This window comes from Anaerophaga thermohalophila DSM 12881 (genome assembly GCF_000191885.1).
GTDB classification, from domain to species: Bacteria; Bacteroidota; Bacteroidia; order Bacteroidales; family Marinilabiliaceae; genus Anaerophaga; species Anaerophaga thermohalophila.
This window is the reverse complement of sequence record NZ_AEWI01000144.1, coordinates 1-24,865: the sequence shown is the minus strand read 5'-3', so window position 1 is coordinate 24,865 and position 24,865 is coordinate 1. Positions and strand designations below refer to the sequence as shown.

General features: G+C 42.1%; 19 protein-coding genes and 1 tRNA gene. 6 read left to right on the top strand and 14 right to left on the bottom strand.

Features of this window, described 5'->3' with window-relative positions:
* The first annotated feature begins 6 nt into the window (after window positions 1-6).
* The 3 genes from ATH1_RS21535 to ATH1_RS0116975 all read left to right on the top strand — a co-directional run bounded on the left by ATH1_RS21535 (window position 7) and on the right by ATH1_RS0116975 (window position 1,186).
* Window positions 7-153 (top strand): hypothetical protein, encoded by a 147-nt coding sequence (locus tag ATH1_RS21535; RefSeq protein ID WP_010424601.1) that lies wholly within the window; start codon window positions 7-9, stop codon window positions 151-153.
* A 30-nt stretch (window positions 154-183) separates the two neighbouring features.
* Window positions 184-573 carry a dihydroneopterin aldolase gene (folB, locus tag ATH1_RS0116980; RefSeq protein WP_010424599.1) on the top strand — a complete coding sequence of 130 codons (390 nt, stop codon included), beginning with the start codon at window positions 184-186 and terminating at the stop codon, window positions 571-573.
* A gap of 542 nt (window positions 574-1,115) precedes the next feature.
* Window positions 1,116-1,186 (top strand) — tRNA-Cys (locus ATH1_RS0116975).
* Window positions 1,187-1,210: 24 nt separating this feature from the next.
* Here ATH1_RS0116975 and ATH1_RS0116970 read toward each other — a convergent pair.
* Complete coding sequence (locus ATH1_RS0116970) at window positions 1,211-2,041, bottom strand: lamin tail domain-containing protein (protein ID WP_010424597.1); 831 nt, start codon at window positions 2,039-2,041, stop codon at window positions 1,211-1,213.
* A 689-nt stretch (window positions 2,042-2,730) separates the two neighbouring features.
* Here ATH1_RS0116970 and ATH1_RS0116965 point away from each other — a divergent pair.
* Window positions 2,731-4,440 carry a glutamine--tRNA ligase/YqeY domain fusion protein gene (locus ATH1_RS0116965; RefSeq protein WP_010424595.1) on the top strand — a complete coding sequence of 570 codons (1,710 nt, stop codon included), beginning with the start codon at window positions 2,731-2,733 and terminating at the stop codon, window positions 4,438-4,440.
* Window positions 4,441-4,446: 6 nt separating this feature from the next.
* Here ATH1_RS0116965 and ATH1_RS0116960 read toward each other — a convergent pair whose 3' ends face one another.
* The 11 genes from ATH1_RS0116960 to ATH1_RS0116910 form a co-directional block, all read right to left on the bottom strand.
* Window positions 4,447-5,229, bottom strand: a complete 783-nt coding sequence (locus ATH1_RS0116960) for a lipopolysaccharide kinase InaA family protein (protein WP_044115592.1) — start codon at window positions 5,227-5,229, stop codon at window positions 4,447-4,449.
* Between the two features lie 222 nt (window positions 5,230-5,451).
* Window positions 5,452-6,510 carry a VOC family protein gene (locus tag ATH1_RS0116955; RefSeq protein WP_010424592.1) on the bottom strand — a complete coding sequence of 353 codons (1,059 nt, stop codon included), beginning with the start codon at window positions 6,508-6,510 and terminating at the stop codon, window positions 5,452-5,454.
* 171 nt (window positions 6,511-6,681) lie between these two features.
* Window positions 6,682-7,479 (bottom strand): SDR family oxidoreductase, encoded by a 798-nt coding sequence (locus tag ATH1_RS0116950; RefSeq protein ID WP_029164195.1) that lies wholly within the window; start codon window positions 7,477-7,479, stop codon window positions 6,682-6,684.
* A 176-nt stretch (window positions 7,480-7,655) separates the two neighbouring features.
* The gene (locus ATH1_RS0116945) at window positions 7,656-10,106 is read right to left on the bottom strand and encodes a DUF5686 and carboxypeptidase-like regulatory domain-containing protein (RefSeq protein WP_010424588.1); all 2,451 of its coding nucleotides are present in this window, start codon (window positions 10,104-10,106) and stop codon (window positions 7,656-7,658) included.
* 8 nt (window positions 10,107-10,114) lie between these two features.
* A complete protein-coding gene (locus tag ATH1_RS0116940; protein WP_010424586.1) occupies window positions 10,115-10,708 on the bottom strand; it encodes a CDP-alcohol phosphatidyltransferase family protein in 594 nt (197 codons plus the stop codon).
* A gap of 356 nt (window positions 10,709-11,064) precedes the next feature.
* Window positions 11,065-12,183 carry an SDR family oxidoreductase gene (locus ATH1_RS0116935; RefSeq protein ID WP_010424584.1) on the bottom strand — a complete coding sequence of 373 codons (1,119 nt, stop codon included), beginning with the start codon at window positions 12,181-12,183 and terminating at the stop codon, window positions 11,065-11,067.
* A 268-nt stretch (window positions 12,184-12,451) separates the two neighbouring features.
* Entirely contained in the window at window positions 12,452-13,159 is a 708-nt protein-coding gene (locus ATH1_RS0116930) for a diacylglycerol/polyprenol kinase family protein (protein WP_010424582.1), read from the bottom strand.
* Between the two features lie 238 nt (window positions 13,160-13,397).
* A complete protein-coding gene (locus ATH1_RS0116925) occupies window positions 13,398-14,126 on the bottom strand; it encodes a phosphatidate cytidylyltransferase (RefSeq protein ID WP_010424580.1) in 729 nt (242 codons plus the stop codon).
* 69 nt (window positions 14,127-14,195) lie between these two features.
* Complete coding sequence (locus ATH1_RS0116920) at window positions 14,196-14,945, bottom strand: outer membrane lipoprotein-sorting protein (RefSeq protein ID WP_010424578.1); 750 nt, start codon at window positions 14,943-14,945, stop codon at window positions 14,196-14,198.
* Window positions 14,942-17,209 (bottom strand): efflux RND transporter permease subunit, encoded by a 2,268-nt coding sequence (locus tag ATH1_RS0116915; RefSeq protein WP_029164193.1) that lies wholly within the window; start codon window positions 17,207-17,209, stop codon window positions 14,942-14,944. Before ATH1_RS0116915 ends, ATH1_RS0116920 begins: the two co-directional genes overlap by 4 nt.
* Before the next feature lie 512 nt (window positions 17,210-17,721).
* The gene (locus ATH1_RS0116910) at window positions 17,722-18,921 is read right to left on the bottom strand and encodes a pyridoxal phosphate-dependent aminotransferase (protein ID WP_010424575.1); all 1,200 of its coding nucleotides are present in this window, start codon (window positions 18,919-18,921) and stop codon (window positions 17,722-17,724) included.
* A gap of 683 nt (window positions 18,922-19,604) precedes the next feature.
* Here ATH1_RS0116910 and ATH1_RS0116900 point away from each other — a divergent pair.
* Both ATH1_RS0116900 and ATH1_RS0116895 read left to right on the top strand, forming a co-directional pair.
* On the top strand, window positions 19,605-19,886 hold the full coding sequence (locus ATH1_RS0116900; RefSeq protein WP_010424573.1) for an RNA recognition motif domain-containing protein: 282 nt from the start codon (window positions 19,605-19,607) through the stop codon (window positions 19,884-19,886).
* Between the two features lie 306 nt (window positions 19,887-20,192).
* On the top strand, window positions 20,193-22,823 hold the full coding sequence (locus ATH1_RS0116895) for a valine--tRNA ligase (RefSeq protein ID WP_010424571.1): 2,631 nt from the start codon (window positions 20,193-20,195) through the stop codon (window positions 22,821-22,823).
* Between the two features lie 627 nt (window positions 22,824-23,450).
* On the opposite strand, the gene nadC is transcribed toward ATH1_RS0116895, so the two are convergent.
* Complete coding sequence (nadC, locus tag ATH1_RS0116885) at window positions 23,451-24,293, bottom strand: carboxylating nicotinate-nucleotide diphosphorylase (RefSeq protein WP_010424569.1); 843 nt, start codon at window positions 24,291-24,293, stop codon at window positions 23,451-23,453.
* The gene (locus tag ATH1_RS0116880; RefSeq protein ID WP_010424566.1) at window positions 24,290-24,700 is read right to left on the bottom strand and encodes a DUF4783 domain-containing protein; all 411 of its coding nucleotides are present in this window, start codon (window positions 24,698-24,700) and stop codon (window positions 24,290-24,292) included. Before ATH1_RS0116880 ends, nadC begins: the two co-directional genes overlap by 4 nt.
* Window positions 24,701-24,865 lie beyond the last annotated feature (165 nt).

Sequence of the window (24,865 nt, the reverse complement as noted above, 5' to 3'; positions counted from 1 at the left end):
TTTGCTATGCAGATATTGCTTTCGCTTGCCGACAATCTTGTACCCCCGTTCGATGCTGTTGACACCGCCGGGAGCACTCCACTCTTTGTTTCCGGTGATCCGCCCGGACTTAAGGCGGACACGCTTTTGAAGAGAACTACAGTCACTCAATAATAACTTCAAGATCATAAGCATAACAGACAGATGGATGCACAAATACCCAACGGCATTATTGAACTGGAAGAAATGGAATTCTATGCTTACCACGGCTGCTTCAGAGAAGAAAACGTGGTAGGAAACCGTTTCATTGTTAATATTGCCTTAAAAACAGACATGACCCTACCCATGAAAAGTGATAAAATAAATGATGCGCTCAATTACATGAAGGTATACAAACTTGTACGCCAGGAGATGCAACAAACGTCAAACCTGCTGGAAAACGTCACTGCCCGCATTATTGATTCGCTTTACCGAAACTTTCCGCAAATAAAATGGACACGGGTAAAAGTTTCCAAAATGAATCCTCCCATGGGAGGACAGATGAAAAAAGTAAGTGTTACACTCGAAAAAAGCTTTAACGCGGAAATGAAATAATGCAAGGTTGTGATTACAAATTGGTTATAATTCAAACTAATTACGCGACCATTGAAAAAGTTCCCCGGAATAGTAGTTTAATGCAACCTCATTGGCTAAATATTATTTTGAGGTGCTAAGCGTTTTGTCTGTTTCTATTCCGCGCCGGAAACGCGCACAATTAAAGGAACGCAAAAATCACTAAGAAACGAGCATGGAAAGGTTTTATGTATAAAAACCTCTAATCATCAAAGAACCCAAAAACAGGTAACAGATTCTTCGTCGTTACCTCCTCAGAATGACATTAGACAGTCTGTTATTCCGGGCGAATTATGATCTTTTGTGCCTTTGCGTGCTAACATTTTGCGGCCTTTGCGTGGAAAATTCTACCAACACTCAACAATTACCCCGGAATTAAATCGGAACATTTTTGGGCAGAATGGAAATTTATCTCTATTTTTGCAACCGCTGTTTTGGAGAGTAAAAAGGCCGGTTGGCAGGATGGATAAGCAACGAAGCATCGGGCAAAAGCCAAAACGGCGATTCCGGAAAATTGTAAATATGGTCGGTTGGCCGAGTGGCTAGGCAGCGGTCTGCAAAACCGCGTACGGCGGTTCGAATCCGCCACCGACCTCTATCTCTTCTCAACAGATTCTTTTTATTCCTTTGTGAATTTCAAAATCCTGAATTCATTGCCGGTCAAGCGTATTTTGGCAATATATATTCCCGATCTCAAAGCGGAAACATTGATCCGGCCATCAAAATGACGGGAAACGCGTGCCGGCTGACCGGTCATATCGAAAATACGAACTTCCTCAACTTTTTTGTCCGAACGGATAGAAATAAAATCACGGGCCGGGTTGGGAAATAATATTACCTCGTCCGCCGTTCCGGCCAAAATGCTGAACGTTGCGGTTCCATGCACGCCCAGTCCCGACACATCATCCATGTCAGAAGCAATCCATTCAGTACCAAGGGTATTAAAATCCGTTTCATTGTCACTGCGACTTGCACCTGAAGTAACATTGGTTTTCCGCCGCAAAGTTACATCCAAAGTTGTTAACGTACCGCTGATCCAGGCTGAACCAGGATCAACACCAATGCAACCGAAAACATCGATATAATCATCCAAGGATATTTTGTAAAGGGCTACGGCATCATCACCATTAAAATTGAGAGACCCCGTTGAAATATCCGGAGTACTATATAATTCAGCACTTCCGTTTGCAATAACAAAAACCTCTCCATGATTCAGGGTTCCTTCCAGGGAAATTCCATAATTAGGTTCCACGTTTCCATTAGAAAAAACATGAACCTCATAGTCCGACAAGTCCACCGATTGCCCGGTTCCGTTGTATATCTCAAGATATTTATTATAACTACTTCCCTCGACATATTCAGAAATAATCAGGTCGTTGGTCGAAGGTTGTGCCGTCAGGAGAAAAGGGACAAAAAAAGCAATTAAGATTAGGTTAAGTTGTTTCTTCATGATTCTAAAGATTAGGGAATACAATTAAAATAAGAGTAAAAATAGAAATAAATTAATTAATACCCAAAATCCGCAAGGAACTGCAGGATATTGTGATGTGATGTATGGCTAAATTTTCGGATAAAAAGGATTGAGCCCGGACTAAAAAGCATCTTTGTTGCCAAACTCGTTGTTGTTTTAAATTTTTGCATCCTCATTAACAACAAGTTAACTCCGGTACAAAAATTTAAAACGCCTTGATTTTGACAAAAATATGCTTTTTATACTGCATTCAGGATTTGTACGTTTGTTTCAATAACTATATAAAAGCGTTATTTTTGTATGTTTGTATTTATTTGAATTGGCGACGGCATCAGGAAAACAGGAACAATGAGAGGTACTAAATAGTGGCTGTCTATAAAGACGGGAAAAGTTGTAACAAATCATGTGTCTGTTCAGAAAGTGTTATTTACAAGGCTTGCGAAGTCCGAAAAAACGGAGTTTACTTTTCGTTAATGAGTAATTTTCGGACAAGCGTAACACAGTAAATGGCACTTTATGGACAGACACGAAATATTTCTGATGCCGAAGAAACAGTCGTTCGTTAAACCTTTGTAATCGCCTTGTGAATCTGTCAGGAAAGAATAAAGTTTCTGTTTTTTTGCGGAGTAAAAAAAAATAAAGTAACAGGTTTTAAAGTCTGATCGTTTATGAGCAAAACTGAAGAAGTATCTACACCAGCCCCAAAAGGTAATTTTATCCATCAGGAGATAGAGAAAGACCTGAAAGAAGGGAAAAACGGCGGTGCCGTGCTAACACGTTTCCCCCCGGAGCCCAACGGCTATCTTCATATCGGTCATGCCAAATCCATCTGCCTGAATTTCGGAATCGCAGAAAAATACAATGGCGGCTGCAATCTCCGCTTTGATGACACCAATCCGACCAAAGAAGAGGTTGAATATGTAGAGTCCATTAAACAGGATGTTCGCTGGCTGGGATTTGAATGGGAAGGTCAGGAGAAATATGCTTCCGACTATTTCGATCAGCTTTTTGAGTGGGCCGTAAAGCTGATAAAAAACGGCAAGGCTTATGTAGACGATCAGAGTGCCGAAGCCATAGCTGCACAAAAAGGGACGCCTACCGAACCCGGCGTGGAGAGTGAATTCCGCAACCGTAGCGTGGAAGAAAATCTGGACCTTTTCATGCGCATGAGAAACGGCGAATTCAAAGAAGGAGAGCGTGTTCTGCGTGCCAAAATAGACATGGCCTCGCCCAATATGCACATGCGCGATCCGATTATGTATCGCATCATTCATAAAAGTCACCATCGCACGGGCAATAAGTGGTGCATTTATCCCATGTACGATTTCACACACGGACAGAGCGACTTCATTGAAGGGATCACGCACTCAATCTGCACACTTGAATTTGAAGTGCACCGACCGTTGTATAACTGGTTTCTCGACCAGATACTGGAAGGAGAACCCGAACCGGAACGGCGCCCTCGTCAGATTGAGTTCGCACGTCTGAATCTTAACTATACCGTAATGAGCAAACGGCGCCTTCTGGAACTGGTGCAAAAAGGTATCGTGAATGGATGGGACGATCCGCGGATGCCGACCATTTCAGGTCTTCGCCGTCGTGGTTACACGCCCGCCTCTATCCGCATGTTTGCCGAAAGAGTAGGCGTGGCAAAACGTGATAATATTATTGATGTGGCTCTTCTTGAACACTGTGTCCGTGAAGACCTGAACAAGCGGGCTCCCCGCGTCAATGCAGTCATTGATCCGGTAAAACTTGTATTGATCAATTATCCTGAAGACAAGGTAGAGTGGATGGAGGCTGTCAACAATCCCGAGGATGAAAGTCAGGGAACCCGCCAAATACCGTTTACCCGTGAATTATACATCGAACGCAACGATTTCATGGAAAATCCGCCTAAAAAATTCTTCCGCTTAGGACCGGGACGTGAAGTCCGCCTGAAAAACGGATACATCATCAAATGCGAGGACTACAAAAAGAACGAAAACGGAGAGGTGGAAGAAATCTATTGTACCTATGATCCGGAAACGCGCAGTGGCAATGATACCACTGGCAAAAAAGTAAAGGGAACCCTTCACTGGGTCAGTGCTTCACACAGCCTTCCGGCAGAAGTACGCCTGTATGACCGCCTGTTTATGGATGAAGACCCGGCAGGCCATAAAGACAAAGATTTCAAAGAGTTTCTCAACCCCGACTCTTTGAATATACTCACCAATTGCCGGGTTGAACCGTCGCTAAAGGATGTTAAAGCATTGGATTTCTTTCAGTTTCAGCGGCTGGGATACTTTTGCGTTGATCCGGACAGCACCCCCGGACACCTTGTATTTAACCGGACTGTTCCCCTTAAAGATACCTGGGCTAAAATGACGAAAAAATAATTTCACCTATGCCACTGCCTTCTTCTTTGGTTTAAAAATACGAAGGAATCGCTTCACGCGCCTGCGTCTCAATGAAGTGGCAATATGACTGCCTATCAGAGAGTATGCAAACATGAGGGGGTCGTTCTTCGATGCCAGCGCATACTCTTCACCCATAATGGACAGATAGACCGGGCGATTCGTTAATTTCTGAAGATTCCGAATCCCCTTACGGGGCGTAATTCGTTTTTTTACTTTTATTCTGTTTAAGTCAATCATTGAAAAAGAGTAATTCTTCAACGAATTTTTATTAATAAGGACGTTTCCCGGACTCAGGTCGCCGTGCCAGATGCCGGCAGGATGAACTTTGACAGCCATAAAGCGGGCAAATCCGCTCAATATTTCTTTGGCTTCAGGATGTTCCCCCTTTAAAATATCTGACAACATGAAATCGTATCTCTGGTATAAGGAGACATAGAAACTGGTTTTCAGGATACCCCATCTCCCTTTAACTTCAACATATCCCAATGGACAGGGCGTATCAATTCCTTTTTCCAAAAGAAGCTTTGCCAGATTATACGACCTCTCAGCTTTTGTAGAGCGGAACCACGAATACATGAAACGATTGAAAACAGTAACTTTGTTAAATGCTTTCACACACATATCGACGCCACCGTAGTTTATGATCTTAATCTCATTGCGAGCGTTTTTTATGGTTGTTCCTTCCTCACGAAAAGTGTACGGAAGGTTTTCCATAAAATGTATCAGATCGCTTCTATCGGTATGAAATTTTACTTTCTGATCAGGCATACTAAGTGGCTTTGAGTTAAAATTTTCTCCCATTTCTCTGCATAAAATGATTTATGAGCCCTAACAATCTAACAGTGCTAACAATTTTATAACAATTTTTTACTAATATATAATTTATTTAAGTTATTGGTCTGATGGAACTCGCATGATTGAGATTTATACATGTTCTGTTGTGACAAAACCTTATCATGCTCGTTTCATCAGCACCTTAAAATGGTAATGTCAATCTTTAACCCTACTGAAAGTAAGTGTTTTTACCATCCAGTCGGGCAAAGATTTTTGCGGATCCCGCTTTTTAAGATTGATATACAGTCGCAACTTTTCGACAACCGGAAGTTTATGGGTTTCCACAAACTCAATGGGTGTCCCGTCCGGGTCGGAAATATAAGAGAAATGACCTGCAGCACTTCCCATATCAAAGCTGTCGGCACTATTTACAGTAAACGGAAAACCTTTTGCCTCGCACTCCTTTTGTAAAGCTTCCATTCCGCTAACATCGAAACAAATGTGAATAAAACCCAGCTCGCCCCAGATGCGATTTTCAAAGATTCGTTTCGGTGTCCGCTCCAAAGCCTGAACCAATTCAATCTGGGTGGGTCCTAATAATTTGCTGAAAGGGCCGGTACGTTGCTTTTTATGACCGAGCAGAACACGGCGATATTTTTGTTCCCCTCCCGGCAGCGGATCGAAATCATCGAATACACCGGTTTTATCAAATATCACCTCATCATATTGCAGAATATCGGAATAGACTTCACGGGCCCTGTCAATGTCCGAAACACCAATAACGGCACCGGCCACTCCCCCCGTAAAAGATTTCTGTTTCATGAAATAATAGTGGTCTTCCACCACCTCGAAAATATTACTATAGGGATCGGCCAGATAATAGTGCAACTGACCTGCCGGATTTTTTACCGGTTCACCAATCAGGTTTACCCCCATCAGTTTATGTTGTTTGTAAGCAGCCGTTACATCACGACATTTCATCTTCGTAATAAATATCCCCGTGTCCCCAGGTTGAACCTCAAAAGCAGGCGGTTTAGGCGTTATCTGAGTGTGCTGCCAGACTTCAAACCCACCGCCGCCTTCCATATTCATAGCTAAAGCAGCATAACGTTCACAATCTTTCCCGTTGGTATAATGATGCATTAGTTTAGCCGTCGCCGTATCTTCAAAAACTTTAATGTCCATTCCAAAATTTTTGCGATACCATCTCCAGGCTTCTTTAGCATCCTTTAATCCTATTCCTATCTGTTGTATTCCACAAATGTTTTTCTGCATGTTATTTGAAATTTAATTCCTGAGCCGGTCTAAAAAGCATCTTTATTGCCAAACTCGTTGTTGTTTTAAATTTTTGCATCCTCATTAACAAAAAGTTAACTCCGGTGCAAAAATTTAAAACGCCTTGATTTTGACAAAAATATGCTTTTTATACTGCACTCATTTTTTATTTTAGACCGCACTCGTTTTTGTTACAATGCGATGATAAAGGGCAGGAAAAAAACGCCGGATGTAAACCATGATAAGTTCGCTGTTTCCCACCAATATGTCTTTTCGTTCTTTCTTTATCGCTTTTACGATTTTTGAAGCACACGTTTCGGGTAACATGCCACCGGCCTGACCGTCATCCATTTTACGGTAAGGTGTTCCGTCACCGGTGACGGCATTCAACGAAATATTTGTCTTCACACGTCCGGGCGATACAATGGTTACTTTAATATTATCGGCCTTCAGTTCTGCCCTTAACGATTCAAAATAGCCCTGGACCGCGTGTTTCGAAGCCGAATAGGCCGTTCGCAAAGGGAATCCGAATTTCCCGGTAATGCTGCTTACCACGACAATATGGCCGGTTCCTTTTTCCAACATGTAAGGCAGAACGAGTTTGGTAAGTTTTATGACCCCGAAAAAGTTGATTTCCATTATACTCCTGTCAACATCGAACGAGGTTTCTTTGGCAAGAGAACGTTGACTCCTGCCTGCATTGTTGATCAGAATATCAATACCGCCAACCTTCTTCATCACATTCTCCACAACGACGTCCAAGCTGCCGGTATCCGACAGGTCAAGCAGTTGCACCATGCAAAAGGAAGTATATTTCAAACAGGCCTCTTTAACCTTCTCAAGCTTTTCCAGGTTGCGTGACGAAAGTATCAGGTCTGCCCCTTCGCGTGCAAGGGCAAGGGCAAGCGCCTCACCAATACCGGATGAAGCTCCCGTTATCCATATTTTTTTATTTTTCAACTTTTTCACTCAGCAAATATAAAACTTCTGTTTAGAAAAATAAGCCTGTTCCTAAAACAGCCGTTTTTGTCAGGATCAAGGCACAGAAAATCCTTCAATCGGATTTACCGATTGTTAATGAGTATCGAAAATTTTACTGCAACAATGAGATTGACAAAAGAGACTTTCAGGAGGGGGCTCAGAAATTAAAAACTCATTTCGGCCCTTATGCGTATTCCATGCTTGTCGGTAAAGGGTTCATCGAGGTAATAATTCCCAAGCAGACGAACATATTCCACACGTAAAAATTTAAGAATATTGGTGAGCCCGATTCCAACTTCGGCATAAGGCACAGCATCTTCGACCGAGTATTGATCAGGAAGATCAAAAACCCCTTTATAGGCATCGGTAAGCGTTCCGTAATGCCCTTTAAAAGACAAGACCTCTCTCAACTTCAGTTTTTTGATCAACGGAACACGGTTTAGGATGATACCCCCTCCATTGAAATGAAAGTGGGTGTTAGTGTATAAATTATGTGCAAACGCGGCGTGGTGCAATAAATTAAACCTGTATTTTGCATATCCCAACGACATGGAGCCAACCGGCTGATCCAGTAAATCGTATGGGGCTTTCCCTGACAGATAGCCTCCGTTAAGCATATACTCCATAAAAATCTGTCCCATGTTTATCCGACCTTTAACGGAGCCGTGAAAATGCCAGTACAGGCCCGATTCGCTCATTTTCTCACCGGGCAACAACGTTTGCCCGATATCGCAGCTCAAATTAATGACAGGAATCGGATCGAGGTAATAAATACGATCGAAATAGAACTTGTCATAATGTTGTCCCGACACAATTCGCAGGTTCATCAGCATTCCATAATTCTCATAGGTATTATATTCGGTATTACCACGAAAGAAGCGAACATCGGGCGTTTCCCTGCTGTGAAGATAATAGGGTGAAAACTCCAGTTGATAGTCGTCGTTAACATTGTATTCAAACCTGATATCGAAACTCTTCTCTTCTTTCAGATAAGGATCTTTCTCCCGCGTTGTAAGAGCTGCAATTAAATTACCATTCCCTTTATTATTGGGATTATTTTTTATGAACCGATAAAATTTATCGTGGGTAATCAGTGAATAATCATCGGAATAATTTAAGCGGAAAATAAACTTATCGGTTTCGAGCGGCTGATAAATAAAGTTCCCTCCGTATTTGAATTCGCGACTACGTGTTCCGGCTCCCAGAAAACCACCTATCGAAAAATGTTTAGACAATTCTTCGCTGGTTCGCAGAGGTATTGTAAAGCGATGCCCTTCAATGGCATTGGTACTGTATATATCGAACACCGGGCCGATATCTATTTTCCCCGCATTCAGATAGCCGGTCAGAGCAAGACCGCCAACGGCATCAACGCCTTTAATCAGATCTTGCTGCCGCAGTTGTTCCACCCGGTAATAATCGTCCCTTTGAATGTTACTTGAGGCAAATTCAGGAAGTTGGCTCCAGCTTTCAGCTTTTACAGTATTTAAACGATCCGACACGGAATACTGTGTCAGTTTGTTCACAATCCAATTGCCTCCGGAGATATCATCTACCCTTTCGGAACTGTAAACTGAAACGGAATCCTCATCAGGTAAGAGGGATAAATTTATTCTCACGTCCTGCTCATTCAAAAACCATTTATCTCCCGGCAATTTTTTGTAAGACACGCTTCCCCGGAAACCTTTCACGAAGTTCAGGTTGGCTTCTTTAGGTATATGGGCTTCAATATTTGTAAGCGCAAAGCTATTATTTTCAATTTCAAAATTTCCGGAAAAGAGTTGATCGTACCTGTTTTTCGGGGCAAAAGAAAACTGAAAATGCTTAATCCCGTCGACCTCAACACTGTCATTGAGATAAAGATTGTAGCGCGACAAGGCATTTTTGCTTATCGGAGAAAGAAATTCCCGGTTAAGAATTTTGATATGTTCCTCATAAAAATCCAGATCTACTACCACCTCACGCAAAACATAGGTTTCGATGGCCTGATTAATCCTGGGGAATATACCCTCTTTCTTATGATGGAGCACGCGTATGCTGTCCCCGGAAATAGCCTCGGCGCTTTCAGCCAGGTAAACCGGAGAAAACCGCAGTTTCTGATTGTCCGTTTCCACGGTTACTTCCTTGAAATCATCGATAAACCGCGAAATATTGGAGGCTGTATCAATGGCAAGGTAAACATTCGTACTCGAAAGCGTTTTATAATGCTTAATACTGTTTATCAGCTCCTTATTTTTCTGTTTGTTCTCCTGAATCTTTTCAAACAAAACAACCGCCCTTTCCACTTCAGGTTTAACAGTGACTTCATCAACCATCGTTACCTCCTGTTTCATGTATACTGTCAATGGTTGAGAAGAAGCAGGATCAACCACAATTTCCTTTGGGAAATAGCCAATTGAAGAAAACATCAGCGTATCGTGCTCCAAGGATTGCAATGAGAAGGTTCCGTCAATATCGCTTTGTGTTCCCTGCAAAGTGCCCTTCACCGATATATTTACAAACGGAATCGGTTCTTTTGTTTCCTCATCCTTAACAACCCCTCTCACCTGCTGGGCGGACAATACACCGCCGGCAATCGAAAACAAAACGACTGCAACCAAAAATCTGTACACCATAGAAAATCCTATCTGTTCCGCTCGTCTTTTAACAACCAATAAAGCCCCTTTACACCTATTTTTATATCATCCAGTTTCAGTAATACAAGAATCTTTTCGATATAGGCAATGGCACCCCATCCTACAGCCAGATAATACAGCCAGGGCCAGAAGCCAAAGACGAACAAAATGAAAAAGAAAATTCCCTGAAGATAACCTGCTGAAACAGCAGAATAAAGGTGAAGACCGGGAATTTTTCCGAAACGTAAAAAAGAAATGATGTAACTGAGAATAAACACACCCAAAAAGAGGTAAAGTATCCAGGCATGCGGCTCTATTTCGTTCCACTTAAAGATAAACAACCCGAGTAGTGCCATAGCATAAGTTACTATATCGGCCAGGTTGTCGAGTGCGGCACCAAAATGGGTTTGCTGATTAAAAAAACGGGCAATATTCCCGTCAAGTATATCGCTGACCAGACTTATGCATAATAGAATCACAAACCAATTTTCGCGACCCGTTAGTGCCATAAAAAGTATTACCGGAAAGACAAGCAACCGGTACAAACTAAGCAAATTGGGTACATTAAGTACTTTCTCTCCTTTTATTGTCAGTGGTTTCATCAGTATAAAATTAATCTAAGTTATTGGTCTGATGGAACTCGCATGCAAGAACTTATACATGTTCTTTAGTGATAAACCTCGTCATGCACGTTTCATCTTAAATCTTAAATCTTAAATCTAAAAATCTAATAATCTATTAAGGCAATCTTTGTCATGCTCGTTTCATCCGTATAAAATATTAGTCTGAGTTATTGGCCTGGTGGAACTTGAATGCAAGGCTTTATACATATTCTTGTTGTGGTAAACCTTTCCATGATCGTTTCTTAGCAATTTTAGCGTTTCTTTAATTTTGCGTTCTCTGCGTGGAACAGGTAACCCGTATTGCTCCGTCCGGCTTTTAAAAAACAGTCAGGCCTTTAATTGCCAACCGACACGGTTTTCTTCTTCCCGGTTTTCTCACAAACATTATGAATAAAATACTCAAGCATTCTGTAAACCGTCTCTTCATCCATGCAATCGTCGACACGCCGCGAAATTACTTCATCGCGCCGTGATGTATCGAACCGGATATGAACATTGCAGTAATTGCCGGTAAACGACATCCCGACAGCCAAAAGCCGCTCCAGAGAATTCATTTGCGAATGTTCCAGCTCAGGAACGGGAACAATTTTTAATGACAAAAGTTTATTCAAACCATTAATAACATAACTGTTTTTGACAGGCGTATCAGCCACAAAATTCATAATTTCCGGAACTTTTGGAACAGCAACTGTTTGCATCAGATAATCCACCACCACGTTTACAGGTATAAGATTTTGTATCCCTTCCGGTACAATTTTGGCTCTCACCGTCTCCCCGGGATATCGTTTTGCCAGACTGTGCACTCTTTTGGCAAAATCGAAAATTCCATAGTCGGTTTTGGTCTCTCCGGTCTGGTTATTTCCGGCTACCTGGGATAACCGAATCACATGACCTTTCAACCCTTTGTTTTCGATATGTTTTCGCACAACATTTTCTGCCAGTCGTTTCGACCATTCGTAATAATTGCGGAAAGCAGAGATGTTTTCATCGGGGTAAAAATTTTCCCCGAAGAGGCCTTTAAAATGACCACAGGAATAGGCTGTTCCCATGAAGAAGAAGCGCGAATTGCCAGTAGCATGCGCCGAAAACACGTCAATTGAGTTTTCAAGACCTTCTACATTGGTAGAATATATTTCTTCTTTCGATTTATAATCGTATTTCAGGCTGGCAGCGAAATGAAAATAATCAGCATCCTGATTAAAAATATTTTTCAATTGCTCATCGGATAAAGAGAAATTCTTTTCCATCAGGGAATAATTGTAAACCGTCAGGTTATCCGGAAGTTTTACAGGTTTATGTTCTATCTGCACCAATGCCTGTTCAACCCGTTCAGTTGCAGAAAATTTACCGTTTCCTCGCACCAGTGCAATGACTTCATAGTTGTTCTTCAGCAATTCGTTTATAAAGTTTGATGCCACATAACCGTTGGCCCCGTTAACAATTATTCTCTTCATATTTTTTAATTTTATACTTTATTACTGAGCCGGGTCTAAAAAGCATCTTTGTTACCAAACTCGTTGTTGTTTTAAATTTTTGAATCCTCATTAACAACACGTTAACTCCGGTACAAAATTTAAAACGCCAGCATTTTGACAAAAATATGCTTTTTTTACTGCACTCATTACTAATGTCTGACAAAAAACATTTTTCCTATTGCGCTCAAGCTGCGCGGGCTTTTTCATTTCAGTCTGTCAATATTGATATCTGTTAATCTTACCTTTATTACAAAAAAATCATTAAAACAACAATAACAGTCAGCGGAATGGACAAATTGTCCGATCCCCGCCAGCTTATCAATTCGCCTGTCGTTCCCGCAAAAGCCACCAGCAATGACAACCATATCGTTTTGAAATCGAATATTTCACGGTGAAAATATAGTGCGATCATCGTGATAATCATGCTGGTAACGAAAAAGGCAGTGGTACCAAGCCATGTTTTATCGATCTTACGTTTCCCTATTTTTATACGTCCGTTATATTTCTTAATGTTGATGCCGAGAATAGCGGCCATGGGGTCGCATATTGCAAGGATCAGCATTGGCAAAATGAAATAAAATTTATTTTCAAGCAGACATGAAACCAGAAATGTGACGTAAATAGATAAGGGCAGAAGATAACTTCCCATCGATTTACGTTTGATGTCATGTATCGACTTGAGTTGTTTGCTGTGTTGAGTTACAGCCAATACAATAAAAAACAGCAAAGCCAGAACCAATACGTACCAGTGCGACGGAAATATGTATGGGAAAGGCACAGTTGCCAGGGTTGCCGTAAAATGAGCAAATTTACGGGTTATCTCCCCTTCTAACTTCAACCTCCGGTAATTTAGTTCATTAAAAGTCAGCAAAACAACGATGCCGACCAAATAAACAAAAGCAATTACAACGATGTTGTCCATATCAATTCCTGTAATGATTGCGTGTCTGTCCATAAAGAGCCATTTACCGCTTTATGCTTGTCCGAAAATTACTCATTTACGATAAGTAAACTCCGTTTTCTCGGACTTCTCAAGCCTTGTAAATGACACTTCCCGAACAGACACATGATTTTGTTACAACTTTTCCCGACTTTAATCGCCGGGTACGAATGAATGTCTATCCATAAAGTACCGCTTGCAAATCATACGAAACAACAAATGGTACTACATGGTCAGACACAAATCAACCCGATCATAAGTTAAACATCCATGCACAAAGACTTATCCATGCTCCGCCTGCAATCAGGCTGTCAAACCTGTCCAGGATTCCTCCGTGTCCCGGTATCAGGTTACTGAAATCTTTGGCGTTGTATCTTCGCTTGTAATACGATGCGGCCATATCGCCTGCAAAGGCAAATACAATGATACCGATTGTCACCAGAATCAACTCTGCCAGCGATCCCCAATACAAATTTCGCAACAATATTGCACTCCCAAGTGCTACGAGGGCTCCTCCGGTCAATCCGCCCAGGGTTTTATTCGGACTGATTTCCGGAAATATTTTCTTAGTTCCCCACAATTGACCTGTTATCTGACTAAAACTGTCAAAAATAGAAACGACCAGGAATGAGAAGAGGATGAGTTCTTTGCTTTGCCTGCTAAAGAAATAAAGCCCGATCGCCAACACGACAAATGCCAGCAACGAAAGCAAAAAGAATCCTCTATGCCGATAGCCGGATTTTTGATGCAGGGAAAACAGCTCAATGAGTCCTCCGCCAATAATCACAAAAGCGATGTATTTAAACATCACCGGATTGATGATTATGCTGAAAAACAGAATATTAATAATAATAAAATAGACGCCGAACTTGGTATAGCTTTTCCTTGCTACTACACGATCCTTATTCCTGTTAATGAAATAGAAGCCGATACCACCGGCCAGAAAATAAATCAAGATAATAATATATATCAGTTTTATCATGCGACTATCATTAAAATGTAACAGATGGTGTTGGATATCATATCTGTCTTTCCATCGGTTATTTTTTTCTCAAAGTTCAAAATCCGTTTTCCTTATCTCTTTCAGGGGAACAATTTTTATTATTTCCATATTTGATGCTTTCCCGTTTTTCAGGTTCTTTACGCTCACCAGCCGGGGATAAAAATCGCCTGCGCCGGGAATATCAATTCGGAAATAATCCGATAATTCAGTTACACCGGTGAGATCACCAAGACTATCATAAGATTCAATGCGAAACAATTGTTCACCCTCATAGCTGATATAAACAATCAAAACTTCAGTTTCATCCGGTGAATTCAGTTTTATTTTATAGCATTTGTCGCCGTCAACTATCACAGTTTCTGCTACTGATATTTCGTAACCGGCATAAGCTGTACCGCTAAAATGGTTTATAGGAATCTCGCTTCCGATTATTTTCAGTTTTCTGTTATTGGACCTGAATTTCCTGGTTTTACCTGTAGAAGGCATATAAACCTCTATAATTCCCTTTTTATCAGGATAGTCGGTTGCTAAAATTCTGGTACCGCGAATATTTTCCGGGGCTGTAATTTCAACCAGTACTTTTTTAAGATCATCAAACATAGCAAACGAAACCTCCATTGTCCGCGATTTGCTGTTACCTTTCCCGTCGGTCGTCTTCACCTCCAGATTCAGCTGAATATCCTTCAGTGCCAGTTTTTTCACGGCATTTTCCAGGACATCTCTTGCGTTATCCTCCGGTACATCAACCCCGGTCGCGATTAATCCCGACAAACAAAAAAGCAATATGGTGATTCTCATGGTCTTCGATTTTGTTTTGGCTCTAAAAATTTTGGTTTTGTCAGGGTTACTATGGCCGGAACAAGCAATAAAGCACTAATCAGACAGGAAAAAATAGAAACCACCACCAGAACGCCGAAAAAACGGAGGGGAGAAAAACCCGAAAATATCAGTACTGCGAAGCCTAAAATCACCGAAACAGCATTAAATATAATCCCCCTTCCTGCGGTAACCAATGTTACCGAAACAGCTTCTTTTATGTCATTGCTAACAGCATATTCAGTCCTGTAACGCCACAAAAAATGGATGGTATAATCAACCCCGACACCAATCATGACGGATGACAAAAGTGCTGTTACTATATCCAGCGAAATACCCAAAAAACCCATAAGTCCAAACAGAAAAAGGGTGGCCACCAGAAGCGGCAGACTTCCTTTTATTCCTGCGGACGTTGATCTGAAAATGAATGACAAAAGGACAAAAATAATAAAAAGTGCTAAAACTAAAGAGCTTATTTGTCCTTTAATGACCATGTCGGCAATCTGTATCTTCGACAATCCCGGCCCTGCAATACAATTCAGCATTGGATCGCCGTTGGTTATCTCACCAAGTGCCTTCAGCATTTCCTTTCCTGTTTGGTTGCTCCCGTCTGTCAGACTCACGAGGATTCGTGCATTTTCATTGTTGTAGTCAATCAACTGTGCGGCCTGATCGTCAAACCCGGCCAGGGATGCCATTTCCAGATATTGGGCCGCTTCGGCCTCACTCCGGGGCAAAGTACCATATTCCGGTTCACCGGGCAAAAAAATACCTTTGCTCAGTTCTTTGAAAAAAGTAACAGGCGACAAGATGTTACCGGCTTGTGGTAATTCTTCTATCTCACGGGTGTACCCTTCCATTCGTTGCAGAAGTTCCGGAGAAAGTACGTTACCACTAAAAAGAACCGATACATATTGTGACCCCCCGAATTTCTCATTGGTCAGGTCGATGCTTTCGCGAATCTCCGTATTTTTTCCAAAATAACCTTCAATATTGGTATCAACTTTTAACAGGAATATTCCCCCTATGCTGATGATCGCCACAAAAATAAATGATGCCACAACAGTCCTGGGATAATGATTCACCCACCACGCGAATAAACGAAGCACTTTATAGAGAAACCCGTTCCTTTCTGTCAGAAGTAAATGAGTTGTTTTGGGCTTTTTATAAAACGTAAGAAGAGCCGGGATAAAATACAAACTCAACAGCAATGCCAGGCCGATGCCAAACGATGCCAAAACGCCAAGCTGTGCAGCCGGGGCCATCTGATGCGACAACAACCCGAGCATCCCTCCGATGGTTGTCAGTCCTGTAATCACTATCGGCTGGCGAAGTTCCCGGTGAACACTGTAAGCAATATCTTTCACCCGGGTAAATTTGCCATGAGCCATCTTCTCCTGATACAAATTGATGAGATGAATCCCATAATCATTGGCAATGGCAATCAGCATAACAGGTAAAAGCACTGTAACGATGGAAATTTCCCATCCCAAAAGAGCCATCAGACCAAAAGAAAACACAATGGAAAGCACCACCACGATAAAAGGCAACACAACTCCTTTCCATTCCCTGAAAAAGAGATAAAGCATCACGATCATCAATAAAAGCGCACCGGGCAATAAGGTAACCAGGTCTTTCCTGATGTACGATTTAACGGAATTGCGTATATAAGCCAGGCCTCCAATGTGAATCTCATCTTCACCGGGTGTCTCTTCTATAACCTGCTCTATCGCTGAAATAACAGAATCGTCACCGGCATCAACCGCTTTTGTCAATAAAATAGCGGTAGCTGAAAAATCCGCACTTATCAGCCGTCGCGCCATTTCGTTGGCTACGATCTTTTGTTTTAAGGAATCAAGTGCCTTTTGCCCAACCGGAATCTCTGAAACAAGCGGATCAATATTAGTAAAACCGTCTTCCTGACTGATTTCAATAACATCATGCAACGAGAAAGTATGCTCGATTCCTTTTTGCTTTTTCAGCTTATCAGCCAGTATCCTCAATCGTTCAAAGCTTTGCGGGTTGAGGACGCCTTCATCGTTTTTAAGTATGAGAAGTATCTTTTCGTTGCCTCCGAATATGCTGTCAAGTCTGTTCAGATAAGCACGGTTACCTGTATTCTCAGGGATATAATCGTCGAACCCGGGATTGATGGACAGCTTTGGGACTTGAAGAATAGAAAGAATAACAAAAACAACAACGACAATAATCAAAATGTTCCGGTATTTTTTGTTAAGTATCTTCACGCTGTTGCTGTTACTGTTAAAATCCTGTTGTCAGTGTCTGAAAGACATTATAAATCCGGTAAATAAAAAATATTGAGTACAGTCTTAAAAGCTTTTTGACCCCTAAATCCCCTAAAGGGGACTTTTTCAAACTGCTGATTTTTAGCAATTTCCCTTAAGGGGTCAGGGGTAAAAATGGTAAAAATCAGCAGTTTGAAGGCCTTTTATACCGCACTCAATATTGTCGCTGCAATTTCTATAAACGAGCGCACAAAGTTAAACGATTGGCAATGAAAATGAAAAAAAACATTAATAAATCATCAAATCGGAGGGTTGAAAAGACAATTATCGGGGATGAATTGCAAACAGGACGATAAAAGTAACCGACACGACAGACAAAAGTTCGATTGTCAGACGTTCGATTGTCAGAAGGAAGAAGCAAAAGTTAGCTGAGATGAACATGGCACTTTGACTCGAGAACCAGAATACCCGAACCGAACTCAGAACTCAGAACCCCGAACTCAAAACTCCTGTCACTCCCTTCTTCCCGGGTAAACTTCGAGCGCTTTTCTCAAAACTTTGACTGCCTTTGTCAGTTCATCTCTGTTCAGCACATAAGCAATGCGCACCTCGTTTTTGCCTCTGCCCGGAGTACTGTAGAACCCGGTTCCGGGTGCCATCATTAGCGTGCTTCCTTCATATTCAAAGTCACTAAGCATCCATTGACAGAACTTGTCGGAATCGTCGACCGGCAACTTAACCATAGTATAGAAGGCCCCTTTGGGCAAAGGACATACGACACCGGGAATTTTGTTGAGTTCTGACACCAAATAGTCACGGCGCTGAATGTACTCATTATACACATCCACGAAATATTGCGCGGGTGTATCGAGCGAAGCTTCGCCAACAATTTGTCCCAAAGCGGGCGGACTCAAACGGGCCTGACCAAATTTCAAAGCCGTTTCAATCACTTTTTTATTTTTTGTTACCAACGATCCTATCCGTACACCGCATTCACTGAAACGCTTGGATACCGAGTCGAACATCACGGCATGCTCATCCAGCCCTTCCAGGTGCATCACCGAAAGATGCCGGTGATCGTCGTAACAAAACTCCCGGTAAACCTCATCAGAAAAGAAATAGAGATCGTGCTTCAGTACCAGGTCACGTACCTCCATCAACTCATCATCAGTATAGAGGTATCCGGTGGGATTGTTCGGGTTGCAGATTACAACCCCCTTTGTACGGGATGTTATCTGTTTTTCGAAATCACTGACCGATGGAAGTGCAAATCCGTTTTCGATGGTCGATGTTACAGGCACAATCTTAATACCCGCCATAGTGGCAAACCCGTTGTAATTGGCATAAAACGGTTCGGGGATAATCACCTCATCACCGGGATTAAGACAACTCAAAAAGGCAAAAGTCAGCGCTTCCGACCCTCCGGTTGTAATCAGTATTTGGGTATGGTCAACGCTTATCCCGATTGACCGGTAATACGCAGCCAGCTTACGGCGATAGGATTCATTCCCGGCCGAATGACTGTATTCAAGCACCTTATGAGTAATATTGCGCAGCGCATTCAACCCCACGTCGGGTGTAAAAATATCGGGTTGACCAATATTCAACTGAATCACATGAGTTCCTTTTGAAATAGCCTTTTCAGCAAAAGGAACCAGCTTTCGGATAGGAGAAGCAGGCATATTGCTGCCGCGTTGAGAGATGTCTGGCATTGGTATTGATTTATTTTTTATACAAAATTACACCCGAAAGAGCACAAAGATAATGACAGTTAGCATAGTTTTATAAGGATTAGGGGGAAATTGAATATCATGATATTCTTTGGGGCTAAATATTACATTAGCATATCGGTTAGTCAGTTGATCAAATATTTATGAGTTCGGTCTAAAAGCATCTTTGTTACCAAACTCGTTGTTGTTTTAAATTTTTGCATCCTCATTAACAACGAGTTAACTCCGGTACAAAAATTTAAAACGCCTTGATTTTTACAAAAATATGCTTTTTATACCGCACTCATTTATGATGGGAAGCATTGGGGTCTTTGCAGGTTTCGAAGACGGTCATCACCAACGCCTGGAAATCAGCGTTTTACTGTCGTTTTAAAAAAACATCCGTTTTTCGTGCAATTGATAATCAAATATATTAACTTGCATTTTGGTCGTTTTTTAATACTGAGCCCGGTCTAAAAAGCATTTTTGTTGCCAGACTCATTGTTGTTTTAATTTTTTAAGCCCTTATTAACAAGGAGTTGACTCCGTCACAAAAATTTAAAGCGCCTTGATTTTGACAAAAATATGCTTCTTATACTGCACTCAATACTGTAATGCCCTGTAAAAAGTGAGCTTTGCTGTATTGTATCTGATTACCATTATTTATTAATTATTTTCTTTTTATTATGAACATTTTTGTAGCAAAGCTCAGCTCCCGCACCAAAAGTGAGGACCTTGAGCAAATGTTTAGCGAATTTGGTGAAGTCATCTCCGCCAAAGTAATTATGGATCGTGAAACCGGTTATTCAAAGCGCTACGGCTTTGTGGAAATGGCAAACGACGATGAAGCCACAGCGGCCATCGAAAATCTCGACGACAAAGAAGTCGACGGGAGTCGTATTGTTGTAAAAAAAGCCCACCCGCGTGAAGAAACGGGCGGCAGAGGCGGACACCGGAATCGCCATTAGCGATAGAAAAAAACAAAGGGGCTGTCTGAAAAGACAGTCCCTTTTGCTTTACTAATCGATATCTGATGCTGTCGGGTAAAAGTTGGTCTCTTTCGGGGCCAAAACATCTTCTGCTGACTGTTTCCAGATTCGATCCGTATCCCAGGATAGATTTGTAAAACGACTTGGTGGAATATTGTACCAACACCTCAAAATAATATTTATCCTCATCACGACTTATTCCAACAACATTTGCTGCGCATAACAACAGGTCGGCGAGTTTTTTATATTTTTGCACTCTCTATTGAAAAGAAAGTTAATCGTATTATGGAAATTGCAAGCAAGTACAGTCCGGCCGAAACAGAAGAGAAATGGTACAGTTACTGGATGGAACAGAAATTTTTCAGGTCTGTTCCCGATGAACGTGAGCCATACACCATAGTGATACCACCACCCAACGTAACGGGTGTTTTGCACATGGGGCACATGCTCAACAACACCATCCAGGATATACTGGTACGGCGCGCGCGCATGCAGGGCAAGAACGCCTGCTGGGTACCCGGTACCGACCATGCATCCATTGCCACCGAGGCCAAAGTGGTCAACAAACTTCAGGAAGAAGGCATCTCCAAAAATTCACTGACTCGGGAAGAATTCCTGAAACATGCATGGGAGTGGACCGAAAAACATGGAGGAATCATTCTGGAACAGTTGAAAAAACTGGGTGCATCATGCGACTGGGACCGTACTTGTTTTACCATGGATGAAATACGCAGCGCGGGTGTTATCAAAGTCTTCGTTGATCTCTACCGCAAAGGCCACATCTATCGAGGCATCCGCATGGTTAACTGGGACCCCGCTGCTAAAACTGCTCTGTCAGACGAAGAGGTGATCTACCGCGAAGTGCAGTCCAAACTCTATTATATCCGTTACCAGGTTGAGGGAGAACCTGATCAGTATGTAACTGTTGCAACGACCCGTCCCGAAACAATCCTGGGAGATACGGCTGTATGTGTCAATCCCGGCGATGAACGATTCAAACATCTTGTAGGAAAAAAGGTATTGGTACCCCTCATCAACAGACCAATTCCCGTATTGGAAGACGAATATGTTGACATGGAATTCGGTACCGGCTGCCTGAAAATTACCCCGGCACACGACATCAACGACTACGAAATAGGAATGCGACACAACCTGGAATCGATAGATATTCTTAACGACGACGGGACACTTAGTGACGCTGCTCAGTTGTATATAGGCGAAGACCGATTTGATGTACGTGAGAAAATCGCCGTCGATCTGGAAAAATCAGGGAATCTTGTAAAAGTTGAAGATTACACCAATAAAGTGGGTTACTCCGAGCGCACCGATGCCGTAATAGAACCAAAATTAAGTACCCAGTGGTTCCTGAAGATGTCGGAGCTGGCCAAACCCGCGCTAAAAGCCGTGATAGAAGATGAAATTCGTTTCCATCCGCCAAAATTCAAAAATTTGTATCGTCACTGGATGGAAAATGTGAAAGACTGGTGTATCTCACGGCAGCTTTGGTGGGGACACCGCATTCCCGTTTACTATCTGGAAGACGGCAGCTATGTTGTGGCTGAAACCGAAGATGAAGCAGTCCGCTTAGCCAGGGAAAAAACCGGCAATAACTCGCTCACGATAAATGATCTGAAACAAGATGAAGATGTACTCGACACCTGGGCGTCGTCATGGTTGTGGCCGATTACTGTATTCGACGGTTTTAATCCCGACAACAAAGAAATCGATTACTACTATCCTACCAACGATTTAGTGACTGCACCGGAGATCATCTTTTTCTGGGTAGCACGAATGATCATGGCTGGGTATGAATATCGCGGAACCTACCCGTTTAAAAATGTATACTTCACGGGAATTGTTCGCGACAGCCAGCGACGCAAGATGTCGAAATCGCTGGGGAACTCACCAGAGCCGCTTGAACTGATCAAAAAATACGGTGCCGATGGTGTAAGAATGGGCATACTTCTTTGCTCACCGGCCGGTAATGATATTCTCTTTGATGAAAGCCTTACCGAACAGGGACGCAACTTTGCCAACAAAATATGGAATGCTTTTCGTCTGGTGAAAAGCCAGGAAGTAGCTGCCGGCATGGAGCAACCCGAGAGCTCAGCGCTTGCAGTGGAGTGGTTTAGCAACAAGCTGAATCAATCCATCGAAACCATCGACAGCTATTTTGAAAAATACAGAATATCTGATGCCCTGATGGAAATTTACCATCTTTTCCGGGACGAATTTTCCTCATGGTATCTCGAACTGATCAAACCTGCTTATCAACAGCCGATTGACGAAAAGACCCATCAGGCAACACTGAAATTCTTTGATGACCTGATGCGTTTGTTGCACCCTTTTATGCCTTTTATTACCGAAGAGATATGGCATCACCTGGAACCCAGGAAAGAAGGGGAAAGTATAATGGTTAGTCTCCAACCCGAGGCAAAACCGTATGATGCTGAACTTCTCCGGCAATTTGAGCATGTGAAAGAAGCCATAACAGCCATTCGCAACCTGCGTCAGGAAAAAAACCTGTCGCCCCGCGAAGCGCTTAAAGCGATGGTGATGAAAGGGAAGGACGGTTACTTCGAACGTCTTGATCCTGTTCTTAAGAAAATGGCCAACCTCGGGTCGGTGGAAAGCGTCGGCGAAAAAGTTAAAGGTGCTGTTTCGTTCCTGGTTAAATCATCGGAATATTTCATTCCTTTGGAGGGATTGATCAACGTCGACGAAGAAATCGGTAAGCTCGAAGAGGAACTGAAGCGCATGAAGGGATTCCTGAATGGTGTTATGAAAAAGCTCGGCAATGAAAAGTTCGTGTCGAATGCTCCTGCAAAGGTTGTGGAGTTGGAGAAAAAGAAAAAAGCCGATGCCGAAGCAAAAATTCAGGTACTGACCGAGAGTCTTGAGAATTTGAAGAAGTAACTTGGATAATTGGGTTCCTTCTCAGAATGACATTTGGCTGTTTGTCATTCTGAGGAGGTAACGACGAAGAATCTGTTCCCTGCTTCTGGTTTCTTTGATGATTAAAGGTTAGATGGTGTTTATACATGTTCTTATTGTGACAATCTTTGCCATGCTCGTTTAAGACAATCTTAGTCATGCTCGTTTCCATTGTTCTTTTTGGCATTGCCCCAAAAAGAACCAAAAAGGTCTAGTCCGCTTAAACCTATCTGCCCGCGAAAGCCAAAATTTCCGGCCATTGCGCAAGGCCATGAACGTCGCCCATTTTGGCTTCCCGCCATCCGCCGGCCCGGAAAGCGGACAGGCCACCGCGTCTTTTTAATAGTTAAAATTGTTCATTATTGTGACATTCTTCTTAAAAGTGATATGTTGACAATTAACATTTACAGGTACAAACATTTTTGAAGGTTTGCATGAAACAAGCATGACAAAGATTGTTACAAAAGTTGATGTATAAAATCAATCATGCGAGTTCCATCAGACCAATAACTTAGACTTATTTTATACTGATGAAAAACCTTGCACCTTAAATGGAATTATGCGATGTAAATAATTTATTATTAATCAATTAAGTGTTATTCAGCAGACCTAAATAGCTTTCAGACTCATATCGAGGCTACGTATCTGATGTGTAAGTGCCCCTACAGAAATATAATCCACGCCGCACCCGGCATAACTACGAATGGTCTCTTTGGTAATTCCGCCCGATGATTCGGTTTCATATTTACCGTCAATGAGCTTAACAGCTTCTTTGGTAGTCGGGGTATCGAAATTATCGAGCATAATGCGGTCCACACCTCCTGTTTCAAGCACCTGACGAAGTTCATTCAGATTTCGAACCTCGATCTCGATTTTCAAATCTTTTCCAATATTATCGAGATATTTATGCGTATTTTTAATGGCATTTTCGATACCGCCGGCAAAATCGATATGATTATCTTTGAGCATGATCATATCAAACAACCCCATCCTGTGGTTTTCACCTCCGCCAATCTTTACGGCTTGTTTTTCAAGGAAACGCATTCCCGGTGTGGTCTTTCGGGTATCGAGTATTTTTGTATGCGTACCCTCCAGCAATTGCACATACTCCCTGGTATGAGTAGCAATTCCGCTCATGCGCTGCATAATATTGAGCACAAGACGTTCTGCTTTCAACAAAGTTCTTACTTTTCCTTCAACAGTAAAAGCCACATCGCCGGGTTGTACTAAAGAACCATCTCCCAAGAGCGGGCTAATCACAATATCGGCCTGCAGATGACGAAACACTGCAAAAGCCACGTCAACTCCGGCAAGCACGCCGGGTTCCTTTACCAATAGCTGCACCTTCCCCTCTGCTTCTTCCGGGATACATGCCTGAGATGAGTGATCGCCATCCCCGATATCTTCTTTCAGGGCATTCGCTATAAATTCCTGTAAGTATTCGTTCTTCATTCCTGTTTTTCTATTCTTATTTGATGAATTAATGATTTGCCATCCTCTGTTGTTTTTACCAGAAAATACATGCGAAACTGTTCATTGGCACATTTGTATTCTCCAATGGCAAAGGTAGCATTCTGGCGGGTACCATGATGCAAAATCTGAAAAGATGTTACTTTATTGTCTTTAAAAAAGTTCCTGAGAATAAAGTGCGCCTGTTCCTTGCTGAAAATACCCGACTCACCGGGAAGAACCAGTTCAATTTTGTCGTTCAGAAAAGGAGAAAGCCTGGATATATCTCCCTGTTTCACGGCCTCAACCACTTTCGCGGGTAGAGGATCTTTTTCCCCGCTTTGGGCATGACTAAGCCCAAAAACGAGTAAAAAGACAAAAAACGGCAGAAGTTGTTTTAGTGTTTTCATCAGTATAAAATTAGTCTAAGTTATTGGTCTGATGGAACTCGCATGATTGAATTTTATACATGTTCTTTTGTGACAATCTTTGTCATGCTCGTTTCATCCGTATAAAATTTATTTATTAAAGTCGGATGGAACTCGCATGCAAGAACTTATACATATTCTGATTGT

Excerpts from the sequence above, each read along its gene's own strand:
- ATH1_RS0116935 (WP_010424584.1), bottom strand. The coding sequence starts at position 12,183 with ATGAAGAGAATAATTGTTAACGGGGCCAACGGTTATGTGGCATCAAAC.
- ATH1_RS0116910 (WP_010424575.1), bottom strand. The coding sequence starts at position 18,921 with ATGCCAGACATCTCTCAACGCGGCAGCAATATGCCTGCTTCTCCTATC.
- ATH1_RS0116960 (WP_044115592.1), bottom strand. The coding sequence starts at position 5,229 with ATGCCTGATCAGAAAGTAAAATTTCATACCGATAGAAGCGATCTGATA.
- ATH1_RS0116965 (WP_010424595.1), top strand. The coding sequence starts at position 2,731 with ATGAGCAAAACTGAAGAAGTATCTACACCAGCCCCAAAAGGTAATTTT.
- ATH1_RS0116930 (WP_010424582.1), bottom strand. The coding sequence starts at position 13,159 with ATGGACAGACACGCAATCATTACAGGAATTGATATGGACAACATCGTT.
- folB (WP_010424599.1), top strand. The coding sequence starts at position 184 with ATGGATGCACAAATACCCAACGGCATTATTGAACTGGAAGAAATGGAA.
- nadC (WP_010424569.1), bottom strand. The coding sequence starts at position 24,293 with ATGAAGAACGAATACTTACAGGAATTTATAGCGAATGCCCTGAAAGAA.
- ATH1_RS0116925 (WP_010424580.1), bottom strand. The coding sequence starts at position 14,126 with ATGATAAAACTGATATATATTATTATCTTGATTTATTTTCTGGCCGGT.
- ATH1_RS21535 (WP_010424601.1), top strand. The coding sequence starts at position 7 with ATGCAGATATTGCTTTCGCTTGCCGACAATCTTGTACCCCCGTTCGAT.
- ATH1_RS0116900 (WP_010424573.1), top strand. The coding sequence starts at position 19,605 with ATGAACATTTTTGTAGCAAAGCTCAGCTCCCGCACCAAAAGTGAGGAC.
- ATH1_RS0116940 (WP_010424586.1), bottom strand. The coding sequence starts at position 10,708 with ATGAAACCACTGACAATAAAAGGAGAGAAAGTACTTAATGTACCCAAT.
- ATH1_RS0116880 (WP_010424566.1), bottom strand. The coding sequence starts at position 24,700 with ATGAAAACACTAAAACAACTTCTGCCGTTTTTTGTCTTTTTACTCGTT.
- ATH1_RS0116970 (WP_010424597.1), bottom strand. The coding sequence starts at position 2,041 with ATGAAGAAACAACTTAACCTAATCTTAATTGCTTTTTTTGTCCCTTTT.
- ATH1_RS0116945 (WP_010424588.1), bottom strand. The coding sequence starts at position 10,106 with ATGGTGTACAGATTTTTGGTTGCAGTCGTTTTGTTTTCGATTGCCGGC.
- ATH1_RS0116955 (WP_010424592.1), bottom strand. The coding sequence starts at position 6,510 with ATGCAGAAAAACATTTGTGGAATACAACAGATAGGAATAGGATTAAAG.
- ATH1_RS0116920 (WP_010424578.1), bottom strand. The coding sequence starts at position 14,945 with ATGAGAATCACCATATTGCTTTTTTGTTTGTCGGGATTAATCGCGACC.
- ATH1_RS0116895 (WP_010424571.1), top strand. The coding sequence starts at position 20,193 with ATGGAAATTGCAAGCAAGTACAGTCCGGCCGAAACAGAAGAGAAATGG.